The organism is Rhizobium sp. G187, assembly GCF_051549525.1.
Lineage (GTDB): Bacteria > Pseudomonadota > Alphaproteobacteria > Rhizobiales > Rhizobiaceae > Allorhizobium.
Genome location: NZ_JBPUGM010000003.1, coordinates 1 through 18,519 on the forward strand (window position 1 = coordinate 1; position 18,519 = coordinate 18,519).

General features: G+C 58.3%; 12 protein-coding genes, 1 pseudogene and 1 riboswitch. Of the genes and pseudogenes, 11 read left to right on the forward strand and 2 right to left on the reverse strand.

Going from position 1 to position 18,519, the window contains the following annotated elements:
* Nucleotides 1–1,682: 1,682 nt before the first annotated feature.
* The 7 genes from ACSV9I_RS09320 to ACSV9I_RS09350 are packed head-to-tail and all read left to right on the forward strand — an operon-like array spanning nucleotide 1,683 to nucleotide 11,325.
* Nucleotides 1,683–2,966 carry a RhtX/FptX family siderophore transporter gene (locus ACSV9I_RS09320; RefSeq protein ID WP_438328563.1) on the forward strand — a complete coding sequence of 428 codons (1,284 nt, stop codon included), beginning with the start codon at nucleotides 1,683–1,685 and terminating at the stop codon, nucleotides 2,964–2,966.
* A 26-nt stretch (nucleotides 2,967–2,992) separates the two neighbouring features.
* The gene (locus tag ACSV9I_RS09325) at nucleotides 2,993–4,348 is read left to right on the forward strand and encodes a diaminobutyrate--2-oxoglutarate transaminase (protein WP_438328565.1); all 1,356 of its coding nucleotides are present in this window, start codon (nucleotides 2,993–2,995) and stop codon (nucleotides 4,346–4,348) included.
* Complete coding sequence (locus tag ACSV9I_RS09330; protein WP_438328567.1) at nucleotides 4,345–5,835, forward strand: pyridoxal phosphate-dependent decarboxylase family protein; 1,491 nt, start codon at nucleotides 4,345–4,347, stop codon at nucleotides 5,833–5,835. The genes ACSV9I_RS09325 and ACSV9I_RS09330 overlap by 4 nt, the downstream gene beginning before the upstream one ends.
* The gene (locus ACSV9I_RS09335; protein ID WP_438328569.1) at nucleotides 5,822–7,579 is read left to right on the forward strand and encodes an IucA/IucC family protein; all 1,758 of its coding nucleotides are present in this window, start codon (nucleotides 5,822–5,824) and stop codon (nucleotides 7,577–7,579) included. The genes ACSV9I_RS09330 and ACSV9I_RS09335 overlap by 14 nt, the downstream gene beginning before the upstream one ends.
* Nucleotides 7,572–8,162 (forward strand): GNAT family N-acetyltransferase, encoded by a 591-nt coding sequence (locus tag ACSV9I_RS09340; RefSeq protein WP_438328570.1) that lies wholly within the window; start codon nucleotides 7,572–7,574, stop codon nucleotides 8,160–8,162. Before ACSV9I_RS09335 ends, ACSV9I_RS09340 begins: the two co-directional genes overlap by 8 nt.
* 3 nt (nucleotides 8,163–8,165) lie before the next feature.
* On the forward strand, nucleotides 8,166–9,533 hold the full coding sequence (locus tag ACSV9I_RS09345; protein WP_438328572.1) for a SidA/IucD/PvdA family monooxygenase: 1,368 nt from the start codon (nucleotides 8,166–8,168) through the stop codon (nucleotides 9,531–9,533).
* Entirely contained in the window at nucleotides 9,520–11,325 is a 1,806-nt protein-coding gene (locus tag ACSV9I_RS09350; protein ID WP_438328574.1) for an IucA/IucC family protein, read from the forward strand. Before ACSV9I_RS09345 ends, ACSV9I_RS09350 begins: the two co-directional genes overlap by 14 nt.
* A gap of 57 nt (nucleotides 11,326–11,382) precedes the next feature.
* On the opposite strand, the gene ACSV9I_RS09355 is transcribed toward ACSV9I_RS09350, so the two are convergent.
* A complete protein-coding gene (locus tag ACSV9I_RS09355) occupies nucleotides 11,383–12,333 on the reverse strand; it encodes a helix-turn-helix transcriptional regulator (protein ID WP_438328575.1) in 951 nt (316 codons plus the stop codon).
* Nucleotides 12,334–12,490: 157 nt separating this feature from the next.
* Here ACSV9I_RS09355 and ACSV9I_RS09360 point away from each other — a divergent pair, with 157 nt between their 5' ends.
* The 3 genes from ACSV9I_RS09360 to ACSV9I_RS09370 all read left to right on the forward strand — a co-directional run bounded on the left by ACSV9I_RS09360 (nucleotide 12,491) and on the right by ACSV9I_RS09370 (nucleotide 17,058).
* Entirely contained in the window at nucleotides 12,491–14,743 is a 2,253-nt protein-coding gene (locus ACSV9I_RS09360) for a TonB-dependent receptor (protein WP_438328577.1), read from the forward strand.
* 190 nt (nucleotides 14,744–14,933) lie between these two features.
* Complete coding sequence (locus tag ACSV9I_RS09365) at nucleotides 14,934–16,001, forward strand: GNAT family N-acetyltransferase (protein ID WP_438328578.1); 1,068 nt, start codon at nucleotides 14,934–14,936, stop codon at nucleotides 15,999–16,001.
* Nucleotides 15,988–17,058: a siderophore-interacting protein gene (locus ACSV9I_RS09370; RefSeq protein ID WP_054159426.1), complete on the forward strand. Its 1,071-nt coding sequence runs from the start codon at nucleotides 15,988–15,990 to the stop codon at nucleotides 17,056–17,058. The genes ACSV9I_RS09365 and ACSV9I_RS09370 overlap by 14 nt, the downstream gene beginning before the upstream one ends.
* A 115-nt stretch (nucleotides 17,059–17,173) precedes the next feature.
* Here ACSV9I_RS09370 and ACSV9I_RS09375 read toward each other — a convergent pair.
* A pseudogene (locus ACSV9I_RS09375) lies at nucleotides 17,174–17,305 on the reverse strand (IS6 family transposase); the annotation flags it as partial.
* A gap of 137 nt (nucleotides 17,306–17,442) precedes the next feature.
* On the opposite strand from ACSV9I_RS09375, the gene ACSV9I_RS09380 reads away from it, so the two are divergent.
* Nucleotides 17,443–17,574 (forward strand): hypothetical protein, encoded by a 132-nt coding sequence (locus tag ACSV9I_RS09380; RefSeq protein ID WP_438328580.1) that lies wholly within the window; start codon nucleotides 17,443–17,445, stop codon nucleotides 17,572–17,574.
* 800 nt (nucleotides 17,575–18,374) lie between these two features.
* A riboswitch (guanidine-I (ykkC/yxkD leader) is annotated at nucleotides 18,375–18,488 on the forward strand.
* Nucleotides 18,489–18,519 lie beyond the last annotated feature (31 nt).

Genomic DNA, 18,519 nt, shown 5'->3' on the forward strand with positions numbered 1-18,519 from the left:
GCCCGGTAGCTCGTCAGGCTCATAACCTGAAGGCCGCAGGTTCAAATCCTGCCCCCGCAACCAAATCCAAACATAAATACGCAAAACCGCCTCCATCCAATGGGGGCGGTTTTGCGTTTATGCGGTATGCAAATCGGCGCCGCCGCAAGCCGGCCAGTTCATACCACTGCTTGTGTTGACCTGATCCCCTTGAGATTTCGGTAAGCGATGTTCTGATCGCACCTTCCGGATCAGCGCTTGATTGCCGACCTCGGCCCAAATCGATTTTCAGCTTACGCTCAAATCCCAGGAGCCATGCGCCAGGTTGAGGTCTTTACCAGCGGCTGGCAGTTCGTGATCAGTCTTACGACTTGTCTGGCGGCTTGCAGCCTAGTTCAGCCGTGACGAGCCCATCGTACCGCTCGCGGACGACGGCGCGTCTCATATTATGGGCAAGCCGATCGTGGATTATTTCGAGCGCTCGTGGAGTCTCTTCATCCGAAAGCCAGCCATCGCATAGTCGCCAGCGTCGATAGAATAGCCCGTCGAGTTCGCCCGACCCGCTTTGCTCGACGCCAGTACGTGCGCGCGCCCGTTCAATGTCCGGCGGGCAAATTCGGGAGGCGCGACGTCCCGGCCACGTCGCTTGGCGTTGGTATAGTTCATTTCTCTGACCTTGCGGATACGCACCACACTCTATTCGACATCATCGTCAGCGATCGTCGCGAGGCGGTGCGTTTCGTCCTCGATGTCATCAGGCATCGTCTCGTAGGCAATTTTGACGCTTCCCTAAAGCGAACGTCTTGGAGGCGTGAAGGCTTCCAACCGTCCGCATATCGCCAGTGGATCGTCTCTGAAGCCTGTGTCCATTGCCCATTCTCCGTAAGACCAAGGCTATCGAGCAGCGGTAAAATAGTGGTGCTAGCCAGTGCCGCATCCGCTGTCTTGTAGGCAGCCATATTCGCATCTGTGGCTGTCCAAACCGGTTGTTATCCCGGGTGGCGCACGCCCTACTCGCAAGAGCTTTACATTCGCCAGGCCCAGGACCGTCAAGCATAAGTCATCTCAGTGCGGCAGAATTCCGGGGTGTTTTGGGCAGTCCTTCGCCAGCGCGCCTGACCCAATGCGCTCCGCCTGTCCCAACGCCACCAACGCATCGCACCCGTTCTGAAAGGCTGTCATGCTATCATCGGATCATGTAAGCGGAGATCGACTGGCCACCGGCAGACTTTCCTCCAGGAAGGCGATGACAGCGCTTGGCCAATCGTCGTTCGGTCCATTCGCACTCATTCGCTTCTCGCCACCTTGCCTGGATTATGCAACTATTGAATGTCGTCGGCCGCGCGTCATGGGTTTTGGCGTTATGCGATGGACCCCGGAAAATTTCAGCTCCCGCTGGTCCAAATTCTGGGTGCACGTCACAAAACCGCTCGCGGGTTAGTCTGAGCCTATCGAAAGGTTTGCGACAAGCCCCGGTTATTCCATCATCGACAAAGGATCCGTGCACCAGCGCCTCTCATGGGTGTTGATCCGGGACATACGACGAAGTCGTCAATGTCACCGGTCAATATGGCACGCTGCTTGATTGTATTTTTGTCTTCGGAGTTCGCCGTGGTCCAATCCGTGTTCGTATTGGCCCTAGCCAACTGTGACCACCCAGCATAAACATGACTTATTCTATCATGTTTTTTCGAGGTCGAACGATGGCAATCCATGCAGAGCTGGGCGACGACATGGGCGATGCTGGTCGCGCGGCCCTGCACCAGCGACGGCTGTTTGCGGTGCTGGCCGCGCTCTACCTCGGCCAGGGCATCCCTAACTATCTGCTGCTGGTGGCGTTGCCGCCGATCATGCGTGAGGCCGGCGCGTCTCGGACTGCAATTGGCCTTTTCATGTTGTTGATGCTGCCAATGCTGTTCAAGTTCGCCGTTGCCCCCTTCATCGACCGTCATGCTCTCTTGCCGGCGCTTGGCCATCGCCGCGGCTGGATCATCGTGATGCAGGCTGCCGTCAGTCTCGGGATTGCCATTCTTTCACTCGTGGGGCCGACCGACACGGCAGTGTTGTTTGTCATCTGCGCCATCGTCGTCGTTCTGTTTTCCCTCCAAGACATTGCAACTGACGGATACGCAATCCGTACTCTTCGCTCAGAAGACAGAGCGATTGGCAATGCCATACAGGCCGGCGCCATCGCCCTTGGGGTGATCATTGGGGGCACCGTTTCGCTGGTTCTCTACCACCATATCGGCTGGCAAGCGACCATGCTGACCATTGCAGTCATTTCGCTTGCGCCGCTCGCCGCCGCCGCCTGGATGCGCGAAGAGCCGGACGCGGAACCGAAGGACGCGCGCCCACGACCGAGCATCACCGCTTTCTTCCGCCGCCCGCAGGCATGGCTTTTGCTTGGCTTTGCCCTTACCTATCGCGCCAGCGAAGGCCTCGTGAAGGGGATGGAAGGGACCTATCTCGTCGATCTCAAGGTTCAGACAGACTGGATTGGCTATCTCACCGGCTCGGCAGCCGCCACGGCCGGCCTTGCCGGGGCTGCGATTGCCGCCGCAGTCATTCGTCGCTTCGGTCTTCCGGCGACGCTTGTCCTGCTCGGCAGCCTGCGCACGCTCTGCTTCATCGGATTTTCATTGAGTGCCCTCGGTATCCTTCCAGCGGTCGAGACAGCAATGACCGCATCGGCCTTTCAGACGCTGATCCGCTACATGGAACTCGTTGCCATCTATTCCTTCTTTATGGCTTCCTCCTCTTCGGATCAGCCCGGTACCGACTTCACGATCCTCAACTGCGCAGAGCTCTTGATCTACCTCATAGGCGGTTCAATCGCGGGCTACTTTGTTGATCGCCTCGGCTACTCCGCGCTTTTCGTCACGGCGACCGTGGTCTCGCTGATCGGCATTGCGCTTGCGGTCTGGTTCCTCCGCCGCATTCCTGCGGTGGCGGATCAATCCAACGAAGGTGTCCTCTGTCCCCCCTGAGTGTTTCGGGATGAGAGGAGGTCTTCATGTCTTTTTCAGGTGCCTCGACAAATGAGCACTATCTGGAGCGCCAGAGCCGGCGCGAGTCAAACGCGCGGAGTTATCCAAGGCGCTTCCCGGTCGCGCTCCAGTCAGCCAAGGGCTGCATTGTTACGGATGTCGATGGGCGTAGCTATATCGATTGCCTTGCAGGGGCGGGCACGCTGGCCCTTGGACATAATCATCCTGAGGTGATCGAGGCCTTACAACAGGTGCTTCTGTCGGGCCTGCCGCTGCATACGCTGGATCTGACAACACCGGTAAAGGACAGGTTCGTCTCAGATATCTTCGATACCCTGCCGTCAATCCTGAAGGAACGGGCCCGCATCCAGTTCTGCTCCCCGAGTGGCACGGATGCGACTGAGGCGGCGATCAAGCTGGCGAAGACGGCAACAGGGCGTGATCATGTGATTGCCTTTCGAGGCGCCTATCACGGCATGTCGCAAGGGTCCCTGTCGCTCATGGGATCGCTCGGCCCGAAGGCCGCTCTTGGGCATCTTGTACCTGGTGTCCACTTCTTTCCCTATCCCTACAGCTTCCGTTGCCCCTTCGGACGCGGCCCGGAAGAAACGGCGGATCTAGCCGCAGATTATTTCGAGCGGGCGCTGAACGACCCGGAGGGCGGTATCCCGCTGCCAGCAGCAGTCATTCTCGAAGCCGTGCAGGGGGAGGGAGGTGTCATTCCGGCGCCAGCCTCATGGCTACGCCGCATTCGCAAGGTGACGCGTGATCTCGGGATTCCGCTCATCATCGACGAGATCCAGTCGGGCGTTGGGCGTACCGGTACGTTCTATGCCTTCGAAAAGGCCGGGATCGTTCCGGATATCATCCTCATTTCCAAGGCAATCGGAGGCGGTCTGCCCTTGGCCGTGATCGTCTATGATGAGGCGCTCGATCTCTGGCAGCCGGGCGCGCATGCCGGCACCTTCCGCGGAAACCAACTCGCCATGGCGGCCGGATCGAAGACGCTTGAGGTCATGCGTCGGGATGCGCTTGTCGAGCGGGCGACACAGGCCGGTGGCCGGTTGCGTGCCCATCTCGAGCATATCGCTGCCGGTTCTGCCTATATTGGCGAGGTGCGCGGAGAAGGATTGATGCTGGGCGTTGAACTGGTCGATCCCTTTGGGCGACCTAACCTCCAGGGGCATCCGGCGCATGGGGGCGCCTACGCCCGACTGGTCCAGGCCGATGTCTTCCGATCCGGCCTTATCCTGGAAACCGGTGGTCGCGATGGCAGCGTGCTGCGCTTCCTTCCGCCACTGGTCATTTCTGATGCTGAAATCGACCGGGTTGCCGACATTGTAGGTTCCGCTTTTGCGCGATTGGAGCGCCAGGCGGCATGACTGCAAACATCGTGAACGTGAAAGCTCCGGTCGAAAGCGACCGGGGCATAGACCTCCTTGCCCATGAGATCCTCGGATCCGCCCTTCAAAGTCTGGCGCGTTATCGCGATGCCTTGCTCGCGGTTGCCGAACTGATCGGGGCCCAACAGAGAAGCGGTCCTTATGCCGGACGGCATGCTGACGATCTTGCGAAGGATATTTCGCTGATCGATCCCATGCCGGACGAAGGAACGGGGCTCACTCGCGCGCTTGAGGATATTGGTCGACCCGCGGTCGCCAATGCCCTGAATGTGGGGTCTCCCGTCACCATGGCGCATCTGCAGTGCCCGGTTTCAATCAGTGCTCTGGCCGCCGAAGCGATCGTTGCGGCCACGAACCAGTCCCTGGACTCCTGGGATCAGTCGCCCTTTGCGACCATGGTCGAGGAGAAGGTCTGCACTTGGCTTTCCTCCCTTTGCGGATTGCCAGAGAGTGCTGGTGGCAGCTTTACCAGCGGTGGCACCCAGTCGAATATGACGGCCCTTTACCTCGCGACGGAACGATTGGGGCCGGAGAGCCGAAGGCGGGGCGTGATCTTCGCGTCGGATCAGGCGCATTTCAGCATCACCAAGAGCGCTGAGATACTTGGCTTTCCCCGAGGAGCGATCACGCTCGTTCCGACGGATGACGAGGGGCGGATGGAGCCGGAGGCGCTCGAGAGAGCGGTCGACCAGGCGATTGCAAACGGCATGATACCCGTAACCATCGTCGCAACCGCCGGGACTACCGATCTCGGCGCGATTGATCCGCTCGACGCGATTTCAGACATAGCCATGCGTCGCGACATCTGGCTGCATGTCGATGCTGCCTATGGGGCGGGGCTTCTTTTCACTCGCTATCGTGGTCGGCTGAGCGGGATCGAGAAAGCCCGATCGATCACCCTCGATTTCCATAAAATGCTGTTCCAGCCGATCAGTTGCAGTGCCGTCGTCCTGCGCGACGTTCGAGACTTCGCACCGCTGGCCAGCAAGGCTGACTATCTCAATCCCGAAGAGGAAGTCTTCAAGGGCGTACCAAACCTGGTTGAGCGCTCTTTCCAGACCACACGCCGCAGCGATGCCCTGAAGGTTCTGATGACGACGAGGTCACTCGGAAGGAGCGGGCTTTCCACACTGCTTGAGCAGACGCTCGCCAACACTCAGGCGATCGCAGAAGAGATCTCCCGGCACGACGACTGGATCCTCAGCAGGACGTCCAGTCTTTCGACGGTTCTCTTCCGGCCGAAACTCGACTGCGACGGCGAACGACAGGATCGCCTGGTCATGCTGGCCCGCGCCGAGCTTATGCATCGGGGCATTGCCGCTGTGGCAACAACTGTTCTCGATGGCCGGGTCCACTTCAAGCTGACCCTGCTCAATCCCGCATCCACCCTTGATGCCGTCCGGCCTGTGCTGGATGCGCTGTCTGTCATCCTGAAGGAACTGGAGGCTCAATATGCACAAGCATGATGCTGCAATCCTCGCCCTGCGGTCGCTGATCAATTGCATTGCTCGCGAATACGCCGATTTGACCCATTGGTCGTTCAACGAAACGACGACATTCTCCGTCCGCTTTCCCGACAGGGGTGGGCGCATCACTTTGCCGGTCCTGCATCATTCCGCCACGGGCCATCACGTGTTCGGGGAGCCGCTCCTGCTGGAGGACCTGACGGGCTCTCGTCTCATCACGGTCGTCGAAGCCTTGCCAATCATCATCACCCGGCTTGCACCGGAAGACAGCCAGCGCGAGGGGCGGGAAGAAATTCTGGAGCGCGCCCTCTCGAGCCGCGCGTTGATTGCAGAGGCACTCGATGCGCGTGCTGATGATCTCGACGGCTTGAGAGCGGAAATGCTCAGCTTTCTCGAGGCGGAGCAAGGGCTGCTTGCAGGGCACGGCATCCACCCGTGCCCGAAGAGCCGCTCCGGCATGACGGCTGACCAACTTGCGCGCTTTTCTCCGGAATTCGGGGCGGGCTTCCCGCTGCACTGGTTTGCCATTGCGCCTGAGCTTTACCGGACAGGACATTCCGAAGGTGTTCCCGCGGCACAGGCCTGGATTGGGGAAGCACTCGGGCCGGAGCTTGCGGATCTGAAGGCTCGACTGCCGTCGGATGACTTCGCGCTTGTCCCCGTCCATCCCTGGCAGGCAGCGCATATTCTCGAATCCGGTCGCATTGATCCCCTCCTGTCATCTGGAGGCGTCATTGATCTCGGCGAGGCCGGGAAAGAATGGTTTGCAACGTCTTCTGTGCGGACGCTCTACCGGCCCGACATGCCATTCATGCTCAAATTGTCGCTCGGCATTGGAATTACCAATTCGGTCCGCATCAATCTGCCTAAGGAACTTTTGCGCGGAGACGACATGGCGCGGTTCCGCACACATCCAGCGTGGTCGAGATTTTGCGAGAACTTCCCTGGTCTGACCTTCATCCCTGATCCTGCCTGGATGGCGGTCGCGGACACAAACGGAGAGCTAGTCGACGACCTTTCAGTGTCGGTGCGCGAGAATCCCTTCGTCGGGCTGGGTGCAGAGCGGAACGTATCGGCACTCGCCAGCCTATGTGAATATCTTCCGGGTCGTGGAAGCCGCGTCGGTGCGCTGATCCGCAATCGTGCGGCAGCAGAACACCGCAGTGTGGACCTCGTCGCACTAGACTGGTTCCATGCGTTCCTTGGCGTCTTCACCCGTCCGGTGGTGGCGCTCTATCTGACCCATGGCATAGCGCTTGAAGCCCATCAGCAAAATGTTCTTCTGGAAATCCGCGACGGATATCCGGTGGGCAGTTTCTATCGCGATAATCAGGGCTTCTTCCACCATAGCCGGAGCCATGATGCGTTGACTGCGATCCTGCCGGGCCTCGGTGAAGCCAGCCAATCGGTCTATGACGAGCTGCCGGTCGACGAGCGTGTTATCTATTACAGCTACATCAACTCTATGCTCGGTATGGTCGGAGCAATTGGTCGCGAAGGGCTGATTTCCGAGGAGCGATTGCTGGCGGCGTTGCGTGATGAGCTGCTCTCTCTGGAGCGTAAAATCGGCGGCCAGTCCCGTTTCGTGCGCAAGGCCCTTCATCCCATCCTCAGTTGCAAGGCCAATCTGCGAACCCGGCTGGCAAGAATGGACGAGCTCGTCGGTCCGGTCGAGACCCAGTCCGTCTACCTCGACATCGTCAATCCGATCACTCTTGCCGATGTGGAGCGCGCCCATGCTTGACCGGATCGGAGACAAAGCGGATTTCGCTTACTGCCGTTTCGATCCGGAAATCGGGGCGACTGTGGCATTTCGGCTGCTGGACAAGGAGAGCGACACCGAACTGCTCTGGCGGTGGATGAACCAGCCGCACGTCGTGCCGCAGTGGAAGATGGCCAAGCCGATCGAGCTGATTGCGGACTATATCGAGCGCAATCTCGAAGATCCGCATCAGGATCCGTATATCGGTTTCATCGATGGCGTTCCAATGAGCTATTGGGAGGCTTACTGGGCGAAAGAGGATATTCTCGGCCAGCATTATCCGGCCCTCGAAAAGGATCGTGGCTGGCACATGCTTGTCGGTGACCCCTCCTTTTTCGGTCGCGGCTTTGCTCCGGCGGTCATCCGAGCTTTCACGCGGTTCCTGTTTCTGGATGATCCGCAAACCGCAAAGGTTGTCGGTGAGCCGGCCGTCGCGGCCCGACGTCTCCTGCGCTACGCGCCAGAGTGCGCATTCGAGGAACAGGGTGAGATCGAACTCCCCGACAAACGGGCAAAACTGATGTTCTGCCACCGCGAAACCTTTCTTCAACGATTTGGGATCTGATCCATGCAAACCCTTGATCTCGCCGGCATAGGCATCGGCCCCTTCAATCTGGGGCTGGCTGCACTTGCCTCTTCCCACGCCACAATCGATTGCCGCTTCTTCGAAAAAAAGAGCAGTTTTCGCTGGCATGAGGGCATGATTCTGCCTGGCACGACCCTGCAGGTGCCCTTCCTTGCCGACCTTGTCACCATGGTCGATCCCGCGCATCCACTTGGCTTCCTAAGTTATCTTCGGGACCAGAAGCGGCTCTACAAATTCTACTTCTACGAAAACTTTTTTATTCCGCGCGAGGAGTACGACCACTATTGCCGGTGGGCCTCGGAACGGCTCGCAAGTTGCGTCTTCGATGAAGAGGTGACCGGTCTTAGCTTTGATCGGGATGCTCATCACTTCGTCATCGCCAGCCACCGGGGGGCGCAGGCCCATCAGGCTACGGCCCGCAATATCGCCGTGGGTGTCGGCACAGTCCCAGTGCTCCCGCAATGGGCACGTGCTCGGCCGGGGTCTCGGCTGATACATTCGAGTTCGTTTGGCTTACGTCGCGATGAACTCGGCAAATGCCGCACGATCACCGTTGTCGGCTCGGGGCAGAGTGCGGCCGAATGCGTTCTTTCGCTCTATGCCGATCTCACGCCGGAGAAGATTGCAGCGGGGTATTCCCTGCGCTGGATCACCCGATCGGCTGGCTTCTTCCCGATGGAATATTCCAAACTTGGACTGGAATACTTTACGCCGGATTACATGCGCCAGTTCCACCGCTTGGCTGTCGATAAACGCCGTGAGGTCGTCGCAGGGCAGGGGCTTCTCTACAAGGGCATCAGCTTTGCTACGATCGCCGAGATCTTTGATCTTCTCTACGAACGCAGCGTCGGAGGGCAGGATCCAGGGCTTTCGCTCTATTCCAACTGCGAGGTTACCTCCCTTGAGGCAGCGGCGCCAAGAACTGCGGGCGGCTTCGTTCTCGATATCCGCCATCTGCATCTCGACGAGCAAACGACAGTCGAGGCCGACGCGGTGATTGCTGCAACCGGTTATCGTCATGTCTGGCCGAGTTGGCTTGAAAGCCTGAAGGGAGAAGTACTCGCGGTGGATGACAACGGCGATTTCATCGTTGACGAAACTTTCCGGGCGACCACGGTTGCTACGCATCCTGCCGCCAACAGGGTCTTCGTGCAGAATGCCGAAACGCATCAGCATGGTGTCGGCTCCCCGGATCTCGGGCTCGGCGCATATCGCAACGCCATCATTCTCAACCAGCTTCTCGGGCATACCCATTACCAGGTGGACCATCCGTCCGCATTCCAGAGCTTCGGCCTCCCGGGTAACCCCAAACGCTCCACTCACGAAGGAGAACGCTATGCAGGTGTTTAACGAAACCAATGTGCCGCAGGCCTTCAACAAGGCCATCTGGCACGAAGCGTCACGCCGCCTTCTGGCCAAGGTGATCGAAGAGTTCGCTTATGAACGGGTGTTCGAGGTGATCAGCGAACAGCCGGGGTCCTATGCCGTGGAGGTCGGCCCCTTCCGATATCGCTTTCGTGCAAAGCGGTACGTCTTTGACAACCTCGTGGTGGAGCCTGATAGTGTTGTGAGGACTGCCAATGGTGTCGACGGGCCAATCCACGATGCGATGGCATTCGTGGCGGAGGTACTTCCCCATCTCGGCGTCAAGCCAATGACCACGGCCCATTTCCTTCGTGAACTCGGCAATACCCTGACCGCCGATGCCCATAGTCTTGCGACCGCGACCAAGACTGGCGCTGAGCTGGCCCTTCTCGATGATGTCCGGATGGATGGTGAGCTTACTGGCCATCCCTGGGTTACTGTCAGCAAGGGCCGTATCGGCCTTGGTTACCGCGACTACGCGCATTACACGCCGGAAAACCGGACCCCCTTCCGGGTGGCATGGCTTGCCGTCAGCCGGGTCCGCGCGCGGTTCGTTGGCGAGGAGGGGCTGTCCAATGAAGGACTGGTGCGGGAGGCCGTGGGTGAGGAGAGGTTCGCAGCTTTTCTCGCAACACTGCACAATCGGGGCGGTTCTCTCGAAAGCCATCTTCTGATGCCGGTTCATCCCTGGCAGTGGGATCAGGCGATCATCCCGAACTTTGCCGGTGATATTGCAGAGGGCCATATCGTCTATCTCGGCGAAGGTGAGGATCTCTACCTAGCCCAGCAATCGGTGCGCACCGTTTCAAATGTCAGCGATCCAGCGAAATCCACGCTGAAGCTTTGCATGAATATCCTCAACACCGCTGTTTATCGTGGCATCCCGGGCAAGCGTGCCCTGACGGCTGCGCCTCTGACGACATTCCTCGACCAGCTTGTGCAGCGGGATGCCTTCCTGTCGGCAACGTGCAAGTTGGCACTGCTTGGGGAGCGTGCTGGCATGCATTATGTCCATCCTCTCTATTCGACAGTGCCTGGCGCGCCTTACCAGTTCAACGAGATGCTCGGCTGCTTGTGGCGCGATAGCCTGTCGGATCACCTCGCAGCAGGTGAGACCGGGATGCCGCTCGCAGCCTTTGCGCATGCCGGATCCGACGGCCAGCCTGTTGCGGTCGCACTTGCGAAGACGGCGGGCGTGCCGCTCTCGGTCTGGATGGAACGGTTCTTTGATGTTGTCCTAGTCCCTGTCTATCATCTGCTGGTTAAGCACGGTCTCTATTTCTCCGCGCACGGGCAGAACGCCACGGTGATTCTGAAAAATGGCATGCCGGAGCGGCTGGCGCTGCGGGATTTCATCGACGATGTCATGGTCTGCGACCGCGCGTTTCCCGAGAGCGCGGGCATCCCGGAGGGGCCTGCCGAAGTCCTGCTTCATCTACCACCCGAAGTTCTGATCCACGGGATCCAGACCACGCTTTTCGTCTGCGTCTTCCGCTACATGTCGGTGTTGCTCGACCAGCGTGCAGGATTTGGAGAGGCGGCGTTCTGGGCGGCCGCCAACAACAGTGTCCTGCGTTATCAAAGAGCCTTTCCGGATCTTGTCGAGCGCTTTGCGATCTTCGACCTCTTCGTAGACGAATATCCGCGCCTGTGCCTGAACCGTGTGCGGCTGTTCACCCATGGCTATGCCGACGACGATGAACGTCCGGTTCCGGATTTTCAGGGCATGGTCGCCAATCCGCTCACTGCGCTGAACCTGCTGGACCATGCGGCCTGATGGTTTCTGGCCTTCGCAGCCCGCCGGGCCAGGTGGGGGCAATTTGAACACATGACTTCACGCGGCCGGCGAGGTGCCGAATTGGCGCACCTCTGTCGGCCGCGTACCATAGCGCCGTCGGAAAGTCCGGTTGAAATAGGACAGGTCATTAAAGCCGACGCCGTAGGCGATGTCGCTGATGCGTGCGTCAGGCGGAGACGAGAGCAGTTGTGCCATGGCAAGCGCCAGCCTCTGCTCGAGGAGATATTTCGAAAAGGTCGTTCCCTCGCGGTGGAACAGCTTTTGCACAGCGCGTGGCGTCACACCCTCATAGGCCGCGATGCTGCCAACCGTGAGCATGCTGTCCGAAAGGCGACGGTCGATTTCCGCTTTCACGCCATCGATGCGAAGATGCGGTCGATTGGTCGGGGCGGCCTTGCCAAGGTTCTGGGCCAGAACGGGGATCAGCGCATAGAAATGGCCAATCATCATCTGGGCTTCCATATCCGTTTGATATTCGTGACGGAGCAGATAACCAGCATAGCTGCACAGGAGCTGCAATGGCAGGCATTCGGCAGATACAGTCCTGCCGATCAGCACGGCGAGATGATCACGCTGACGCGCCAGAGCGTGCGCCGGCAAATGGGCGAAGTCCAGACGACCGCCAGCTTCCAGCTGGAATTGTACGTCTTGGCCGGCGCTGAGAAAGGCGACATCTCCGGGCCGCACCGTGAAGTTGCCGGTGCCACAGGCGACCTTCAGCGGGCTTTCCACCGGTCGCACGATGACGACATCATCCAGTGCACCATTGGTCGCCTCTATGATCAATGGTACCGCCGGAAAATACAGGGTCGCAAGGGAAAGGTGCTGATAATTCCAGTAGAGGCCAGTTAGGCCGGACAAGTCGCTCATGCCAAGCGAGATTTCAAGGTCGCCGAGCATATCCTTTAGGATGCCCTGGCACATCAGGCGCGCTTGCTGGTCCGGTTGGGTCGCACTTCCCAACTTCATCACTCTAACGATTTCCATGGCAATGGTCCCTTTCGGACTGAAGTTCGCTTTCGGACTAATGACGTTCGCTGGAATCCAAGATGTCGGACTGGCGCCGCTTTAAACATGATAAAATTAGTTATGTTTAAGCCGACTTGCATGGAAATGCAACTATACGTCGGTGTGGCGTGGGGACATGATGCAGAAGAGTTTGAAGGAAACCAAAGCGTTGGCGTTTGCCAGCACGGCTATTGTGATGGCGTTTTCCGGCCAGGTTTGGGCACAGGACGGGCAATCGCCGCCAACTGCGGCGAACGGTGAAGGCACGGTGCTGCAGGAGATTGTTGTAACTGGCAGCCGTAAGCCACAGCAGGTGTCACAGACCGCACACACAATACGGGTCGTTGAGGGCGACGTGATTGCCCGCCAGGCCCGCATGGGGCTATCCCTGCAAGAAATTCTCGGCGAGGAGATCCCGAGCTTTGATCCGGGGAGCCAAGGCGCGCGGACCAGCTATAGTCAGAACCTTCGCGGGCGGACCGCGCTCGTCCTGATTGACGGGGTATCCATGAATTCCGCGCGGGGTCTCAGCCGGCAATTCGACTCGATCGATCCATTCAACATCGCACGCGTGGAGGTTTTGTCCGGCGCGACCTCGATTCACGGCGGCAATGCGACCGGTGGTGTGATCAACATCATCACCAAGAAGGGCAGCGATGCGGAGGATGGCCTGCATGGCGAAGTGCAGGGCGGAGTCGCCAGCGGATTTGCCGGAAGCTCCGATTTTGATCGCAACGCTGCCGGGGCCGTGACCTACAAGGCGGAAAACTTCGACGCTCGCCTGTCTGTATCCGGTACGCGCAATGGTGCCTTCTACGACGGTTCCGGTACGATGGTGATCCCGGACATCACCCAGACGTCGATGGCGTTCAATGAGCGAATCGACATCATGGGGTCTGTCGGCATCCAGATCGACGATACCCGCCGACTGGAGATCGGCACGCAGTATTTCGACAGTCAGCAGCAGTCGGATTATGGGCTGTTTTACGGTGTCAACTTCGCGGCGCTTTTCGACCCGAGCCAGTTCGAGACCCGTGACGGTTATTCTTCCGATGTTGATCCTAGAACAACGCGGCGAATGATCAATTTGACCTATACCGATGATGACTTTCTGGAGCAAGAATTGCTGCTGCAGGCTGCCTATCGGAGTGAGGCCATCACATTCAATCCCTTCCCGGGGACCAGCCCCAGTCTGTATTTTGGTGCAAGTCAGCAGGACACCGATTACTTCGCCGTCAAGGCAGCCATGATCGCGGAGCCGCTGGATGGGCTGACGGTGACCTATGGGGTCGATGCAGACCACGATTCCTTCTCGGCAACGCAGTCGATTTTCGATCTTGCCACCGCTGCTGCGACCGGAGGCATGACGTTCGACGTGATCGGCGAAACGGGTCTCTATCCGGACATCGATGTAAGCACTGTCGCTGGCTTCGCCCAAGTAAGCTATGAGGCAACCGATCGGCTAACCCTGAGTGGCGGTACACGTTACCAGTTCGTCCAAACTAAGGTCTCCGATTTCATTGGAGCGGCGCAGCAGATTGCAATTCTTAACGGGACAGCGACGGGTGCCGATACAATTCCCGGCGGTGAAGTTGATTATGCGGCGTTTCTGTTCAATGCCGGAGCGTCCTATGAGTTAAATGAGACAAGCCAGATTTACGGCAATTTCAGCCAAGGTTTCGATCTCCCCGACCCCGGAAAATATTATGGCGTTGGCAATTATAGTCTCGCCAGTGGATACTATTCCCTTCTTTCGAGCGTAAATGTCGAAGACTCTCCGCTGCAGGAGATCAAGACGGACTCATTCGAGTTGGGCTATCGCCTGGATGACGGCACCTACAATTTTGACATCGCCGGCTTCTATTCACGGTCTGACAAATCGATCACCCTGAACCGTACCGCCATGACAATCAGCCTGACCGACGCGCCACGTCAGGTGTATGGGGTTGAAGCTTCAGCAGGAGTGAAATTCGACAACGGTTTCGATGTCGGCGTCAATGGCCAATGGATTCGTTCCGAGGTCAAGGATGGCAACGACTGGGTCAACGAAACCGTTGGAACGGCGAGTGTCTCGTCGCTTGGAGGCCATGTCGGCTGGACGAATGATGTCTGGCGCTTGAAGTTTGCCGGACAGCACGTCTTCAGCCTCGAAGACAACGATGGCCACGAAATTGAAGGCTACACACTGTTCAACTTCGGCGGCAGCTACACATTTGCCGATCAGGCGACGACCGTTAATTTCGGTATCCAGAACGTCTTCGACACCCAATATACGACGATCTGGGGTTCCCGCGCCAAGGCTCTCTACGGCGCGCTCGCGGATGAAGCGGTCTTTGATTATCAGGGTCGCGGTCGCACGCTGGCACTGTCCATCACAAAGACATTCTGAACAGGCGACGTCCGGGCAGGTTTGCCCGGACGTCCGCACGTCTTGGAGGATTACCGGCGAACACCGGTTAGCCGCCGATGCACCAACTTCCTGTTTTAACGCATTTTCCGGACGTGAAATCGGATCTGGAATTCAGTGGAAATGCTTAAGATCTGACCGGACAGCCTGGAGGACTACCAAAATGGGGAGATTGGCCGAGGCCTCGGCATCCATTGCTTTCATCGACAAACATTTTCGGTGTTTTGCTGTGTCGTCTTCCGGCCCGGTGACGGTTCGGCGGATATCGGAGCAGCTTCTCGTCGTCGCGGCCGATAGTCATGCGGCTACGATGGACGTTGGCGAAGGGCCGATACACTCGCTAACTGCACGTCGGCCATTGCCGGATGGCAGACCCGGCTTGCAAATGGCGCTTGCGGTTTTCGAGACCTTATTGTCTACCCTGCCACCGACAAGCCGCCTTGTCCTTCATGGCGATGGCTGGACCTCGCAGATGGCGGCGCTGGTTGACCTTGGCGTCGTCGCTCACGCGTCTGAACCGGTGATCTCTTCCGAGGGGCTGTTCCAGCGCTCCGAGCTTTGGATGGGGCCGCAGTCTGTTTACCCCGTACGCATGACATCGACCGACGGGGTCAGCCATCCGGTCCGCCCGCCGAAACCTCAGGCGCGGATCTATTCCCGGTTCATCCCATGGCTCGGCGGCTGCCTCACGTTCGACGTGGCAACCACGCGCGATACCCAGACCCTGCATCGTTGGATGAATGATCCTAGAGTCGCTGAGTTTTGGAAGGAAGACGGTAGGTTCGAGCACCAGTTCGCCTATCTTCGGCGCGTGATTGCCGATCCGCACATGATCCCGCTAATTTGCCGCTTCGAAGGGGTGGCTTTCGGCTATTTCGAGATCTATTGGGCCAAAGAAGATCTGATCGGGGGCTACTATGCCGCGGATGATTACGACCGTGGATTCCATGTGTTGATTGGTGAGGACGCCTATCGCGGCAAAGCATGGCTCACGGCATGGATGACATCCATCCTGCATCTGATGTTTCTTTCCGACCCGCGCACCAATCGTCTTGTTGGCGAACCTCAGGCGGACCATCACCAGCAACTCCGCAATCTCCTTCGTTCAGGATTCACTCATGCCTCGACCGTGAATTTTCCAGGCAAGCAAGCGGCGATCGTCCATTTGGACCGCCAACACTATTTCGCCAACCGCCTCTGGCAGCCTCGGGAAGAGGACGGCAAACGTGGAAACCTCTGAGCATTTTCCATGGCGTGCCTCCGCCTCGGTGCCGCTACAGGAAGCCGTGTTCGTATTCGAAGCGCTTGCAGAGCATCTCGACGAGCACCTGGAGTTGACGAGAAAGGATGGAACCATCCGTGCGCTGACACCTGAGGGAGAACTCGTCCTAAACCTCCGCCCATCCACAATCGATGTATCGATCAGGGCGATCGACACGCTGACCGTGGGCCGTGCCATGGAATTGGTCGCCACGCATATGCAGGAATTTTCGCAGGAGCAATTGGCGGAAATTTCCTGGCGGGGGAATGCCGTGGCTGCAAAGCACGCGCGTTGCTTCCGCATGGTCACGGTGACTGGAGTAGTCGATCTTTCGTCGAACATTCGCCGCCTGACCTTTCGGGGGGAGGAACTGCAGCCCTTTGCGCAGGGATTGCATGTACAGCTGTTCCTTCCGAGAGTGTCGAACGCACTCCTCCCGGACCCGGACACGGTTGTGCAGGGGAAGCCCATCTGGAGAGATTTGCAGGAAGCGCCCTTTGTCCGAACTTACACAATTCGTCGTCTGGATGTCGCAGCAGGCACCCTTGATATCGATTTCGTGCTTCACCACTGTCGAAGCCCGTATACCGATGCCCCCGGTGCGGGGTTTGCAGCGATCGCGGAGGTCGGAATGCGGGTTGGAATGTTCGGGCCGGGCGGGCGTTCGCTTCCGCCAGCTCGCCACTATGTTCTGGCTGGAGACGAAACGGCACTACCGATGATCGCACGTCTGCTGGAAACCATGCCGGCGGAATCACGTGCCGACTGTATCATCGAAATCCAAGGCATGGCGGACAGGCAATGGCTGCCAAGTCGAGCGGACTGTCGCATTCGCTGGCTAGAAAGAGACGAGACTGGTGATGATCCATCGGATCTTTTGCTCAGCCAAGTCCTCGCGCTCAACATCGGTCCAGACGATCCTGAGCGCTTTATCCTGTTCGCCGCGAAAGCTGAGGCAAGCCGACAATTTCGCCAATATTTGCGCGACGTTTTGCACCACTCTTCGCGACGTTATCTCTGCGCAGGTTTCTGGTGAAAATCTGACCTGATGGGGTTGTCTAGTCGCGGCATTGTAAAGTTAACGCAACGGCGTGCAAGATATGCGATGTAGGGGCATGAAACCACAGAGTGGGGTCGTCGGCGTGTATTGCTCATGCCCGAGCGATCGTCGCCCACAGGTTCATCGCCGTTGCGCGCAGTTCGCGATGATGGTCGGAGGGGATGTCGTGGCGGAGGATGTGGAACAGGTTGACAATCGGATCATGGATCGAAACGAAGCGTTGGCCTGCTGCGGGTTTGGCATTAGGGACGGCGGCATTGGAAACGGTTACCAGAAGCGCGGCCGTCGGACAGATTTCATGGACGATCCGGAAGTCACCGCCAAAAGGAAGGAAGCTTTGGCGCGCAAGGAGGGCGCAGAATGACGTTTGCCAGTTTAAAAGCCAAAGCCGAAGCGGTGCGTCCCTCCCGCCCCGATCTGATCTTGAAAGAGGGCCTGTCGCATGGATCGGGGCTGACCGGCAGCCCCGAAGTCGCGTTTCTAACTGGTTAGCAAGTGCGCGCCTCTATCCAGCTTTGACAAAAGGCTAGATTTTAGCGCCCTCGACGCGGGCTTTATGCAAGTCTCCGTGCAATCAGGCCCCCGCAACCATATCCAAACATAAATACGCAAAACCGCCTCCATCCAATGGGGGCGGTTTTGCGTTTGCGACAGGTCAAAAACACGAAACAAGCGAAGTGAACTGCGAAACGGGGAATCTATACCGCCAATGGCTCGCGCTCCCCGCTATCCAGAAACCCAAACGACCAGAGCCACAAATAACCTGCCATCACCCCGTCAACACACATACTAGCTCAACTTACATATGCAGCTTTTGAGGGCAGGGGGCAGAGCATCGAACGACCGCGGGAATAAAGCGTTCGCAGGTGACCTGCGTGGGGGTAAGAAGGCCATTGAAGCTGATGTACATCGCTGCGTGAGCAAGCTGTTTCGTTGGGGCACGACCCTCTGCCGGATCGAGGAGCCGTCGATGCTGGTATCGAGCGCATTGGTGCCCGTGGTTGGTTCGGAGGGCGGTCCCTCAAAGAACCCTCCTGCTTCGATCCTTTCTCCTTTCGATCCAGAGACGTTCCGTGGCCTTAAGCCTTGGGAGTTGTGGCGGGGGGCATCAAGCGAAGAGGCACGTTTGGGCCTCCATATTCATGCATGCATTTTGATCGAATTGTCAGATTTTGATGATTCTTTGAGCACGGAGGCAGATTGTAATTGGCTCCTTTTTGGAAAACCCTAGGGGAAAATTGCAGATGTCTTGCCGGCTTTGAATTGGCACGGTGCTTGCTTCCCTAGCTTCAGAGTTTGGACGCTAGGGTTCCGATACACTTGAAGTGTGTGACTGGTCCGAGAGCAGCCACTGGGCGGAGGAGAAATTCTGTCCAGATGCACGGCGGGAAAAAAGCCCGGGAGACCTCGTTAGCCAAGGGATTGGCGGCGCTGGTC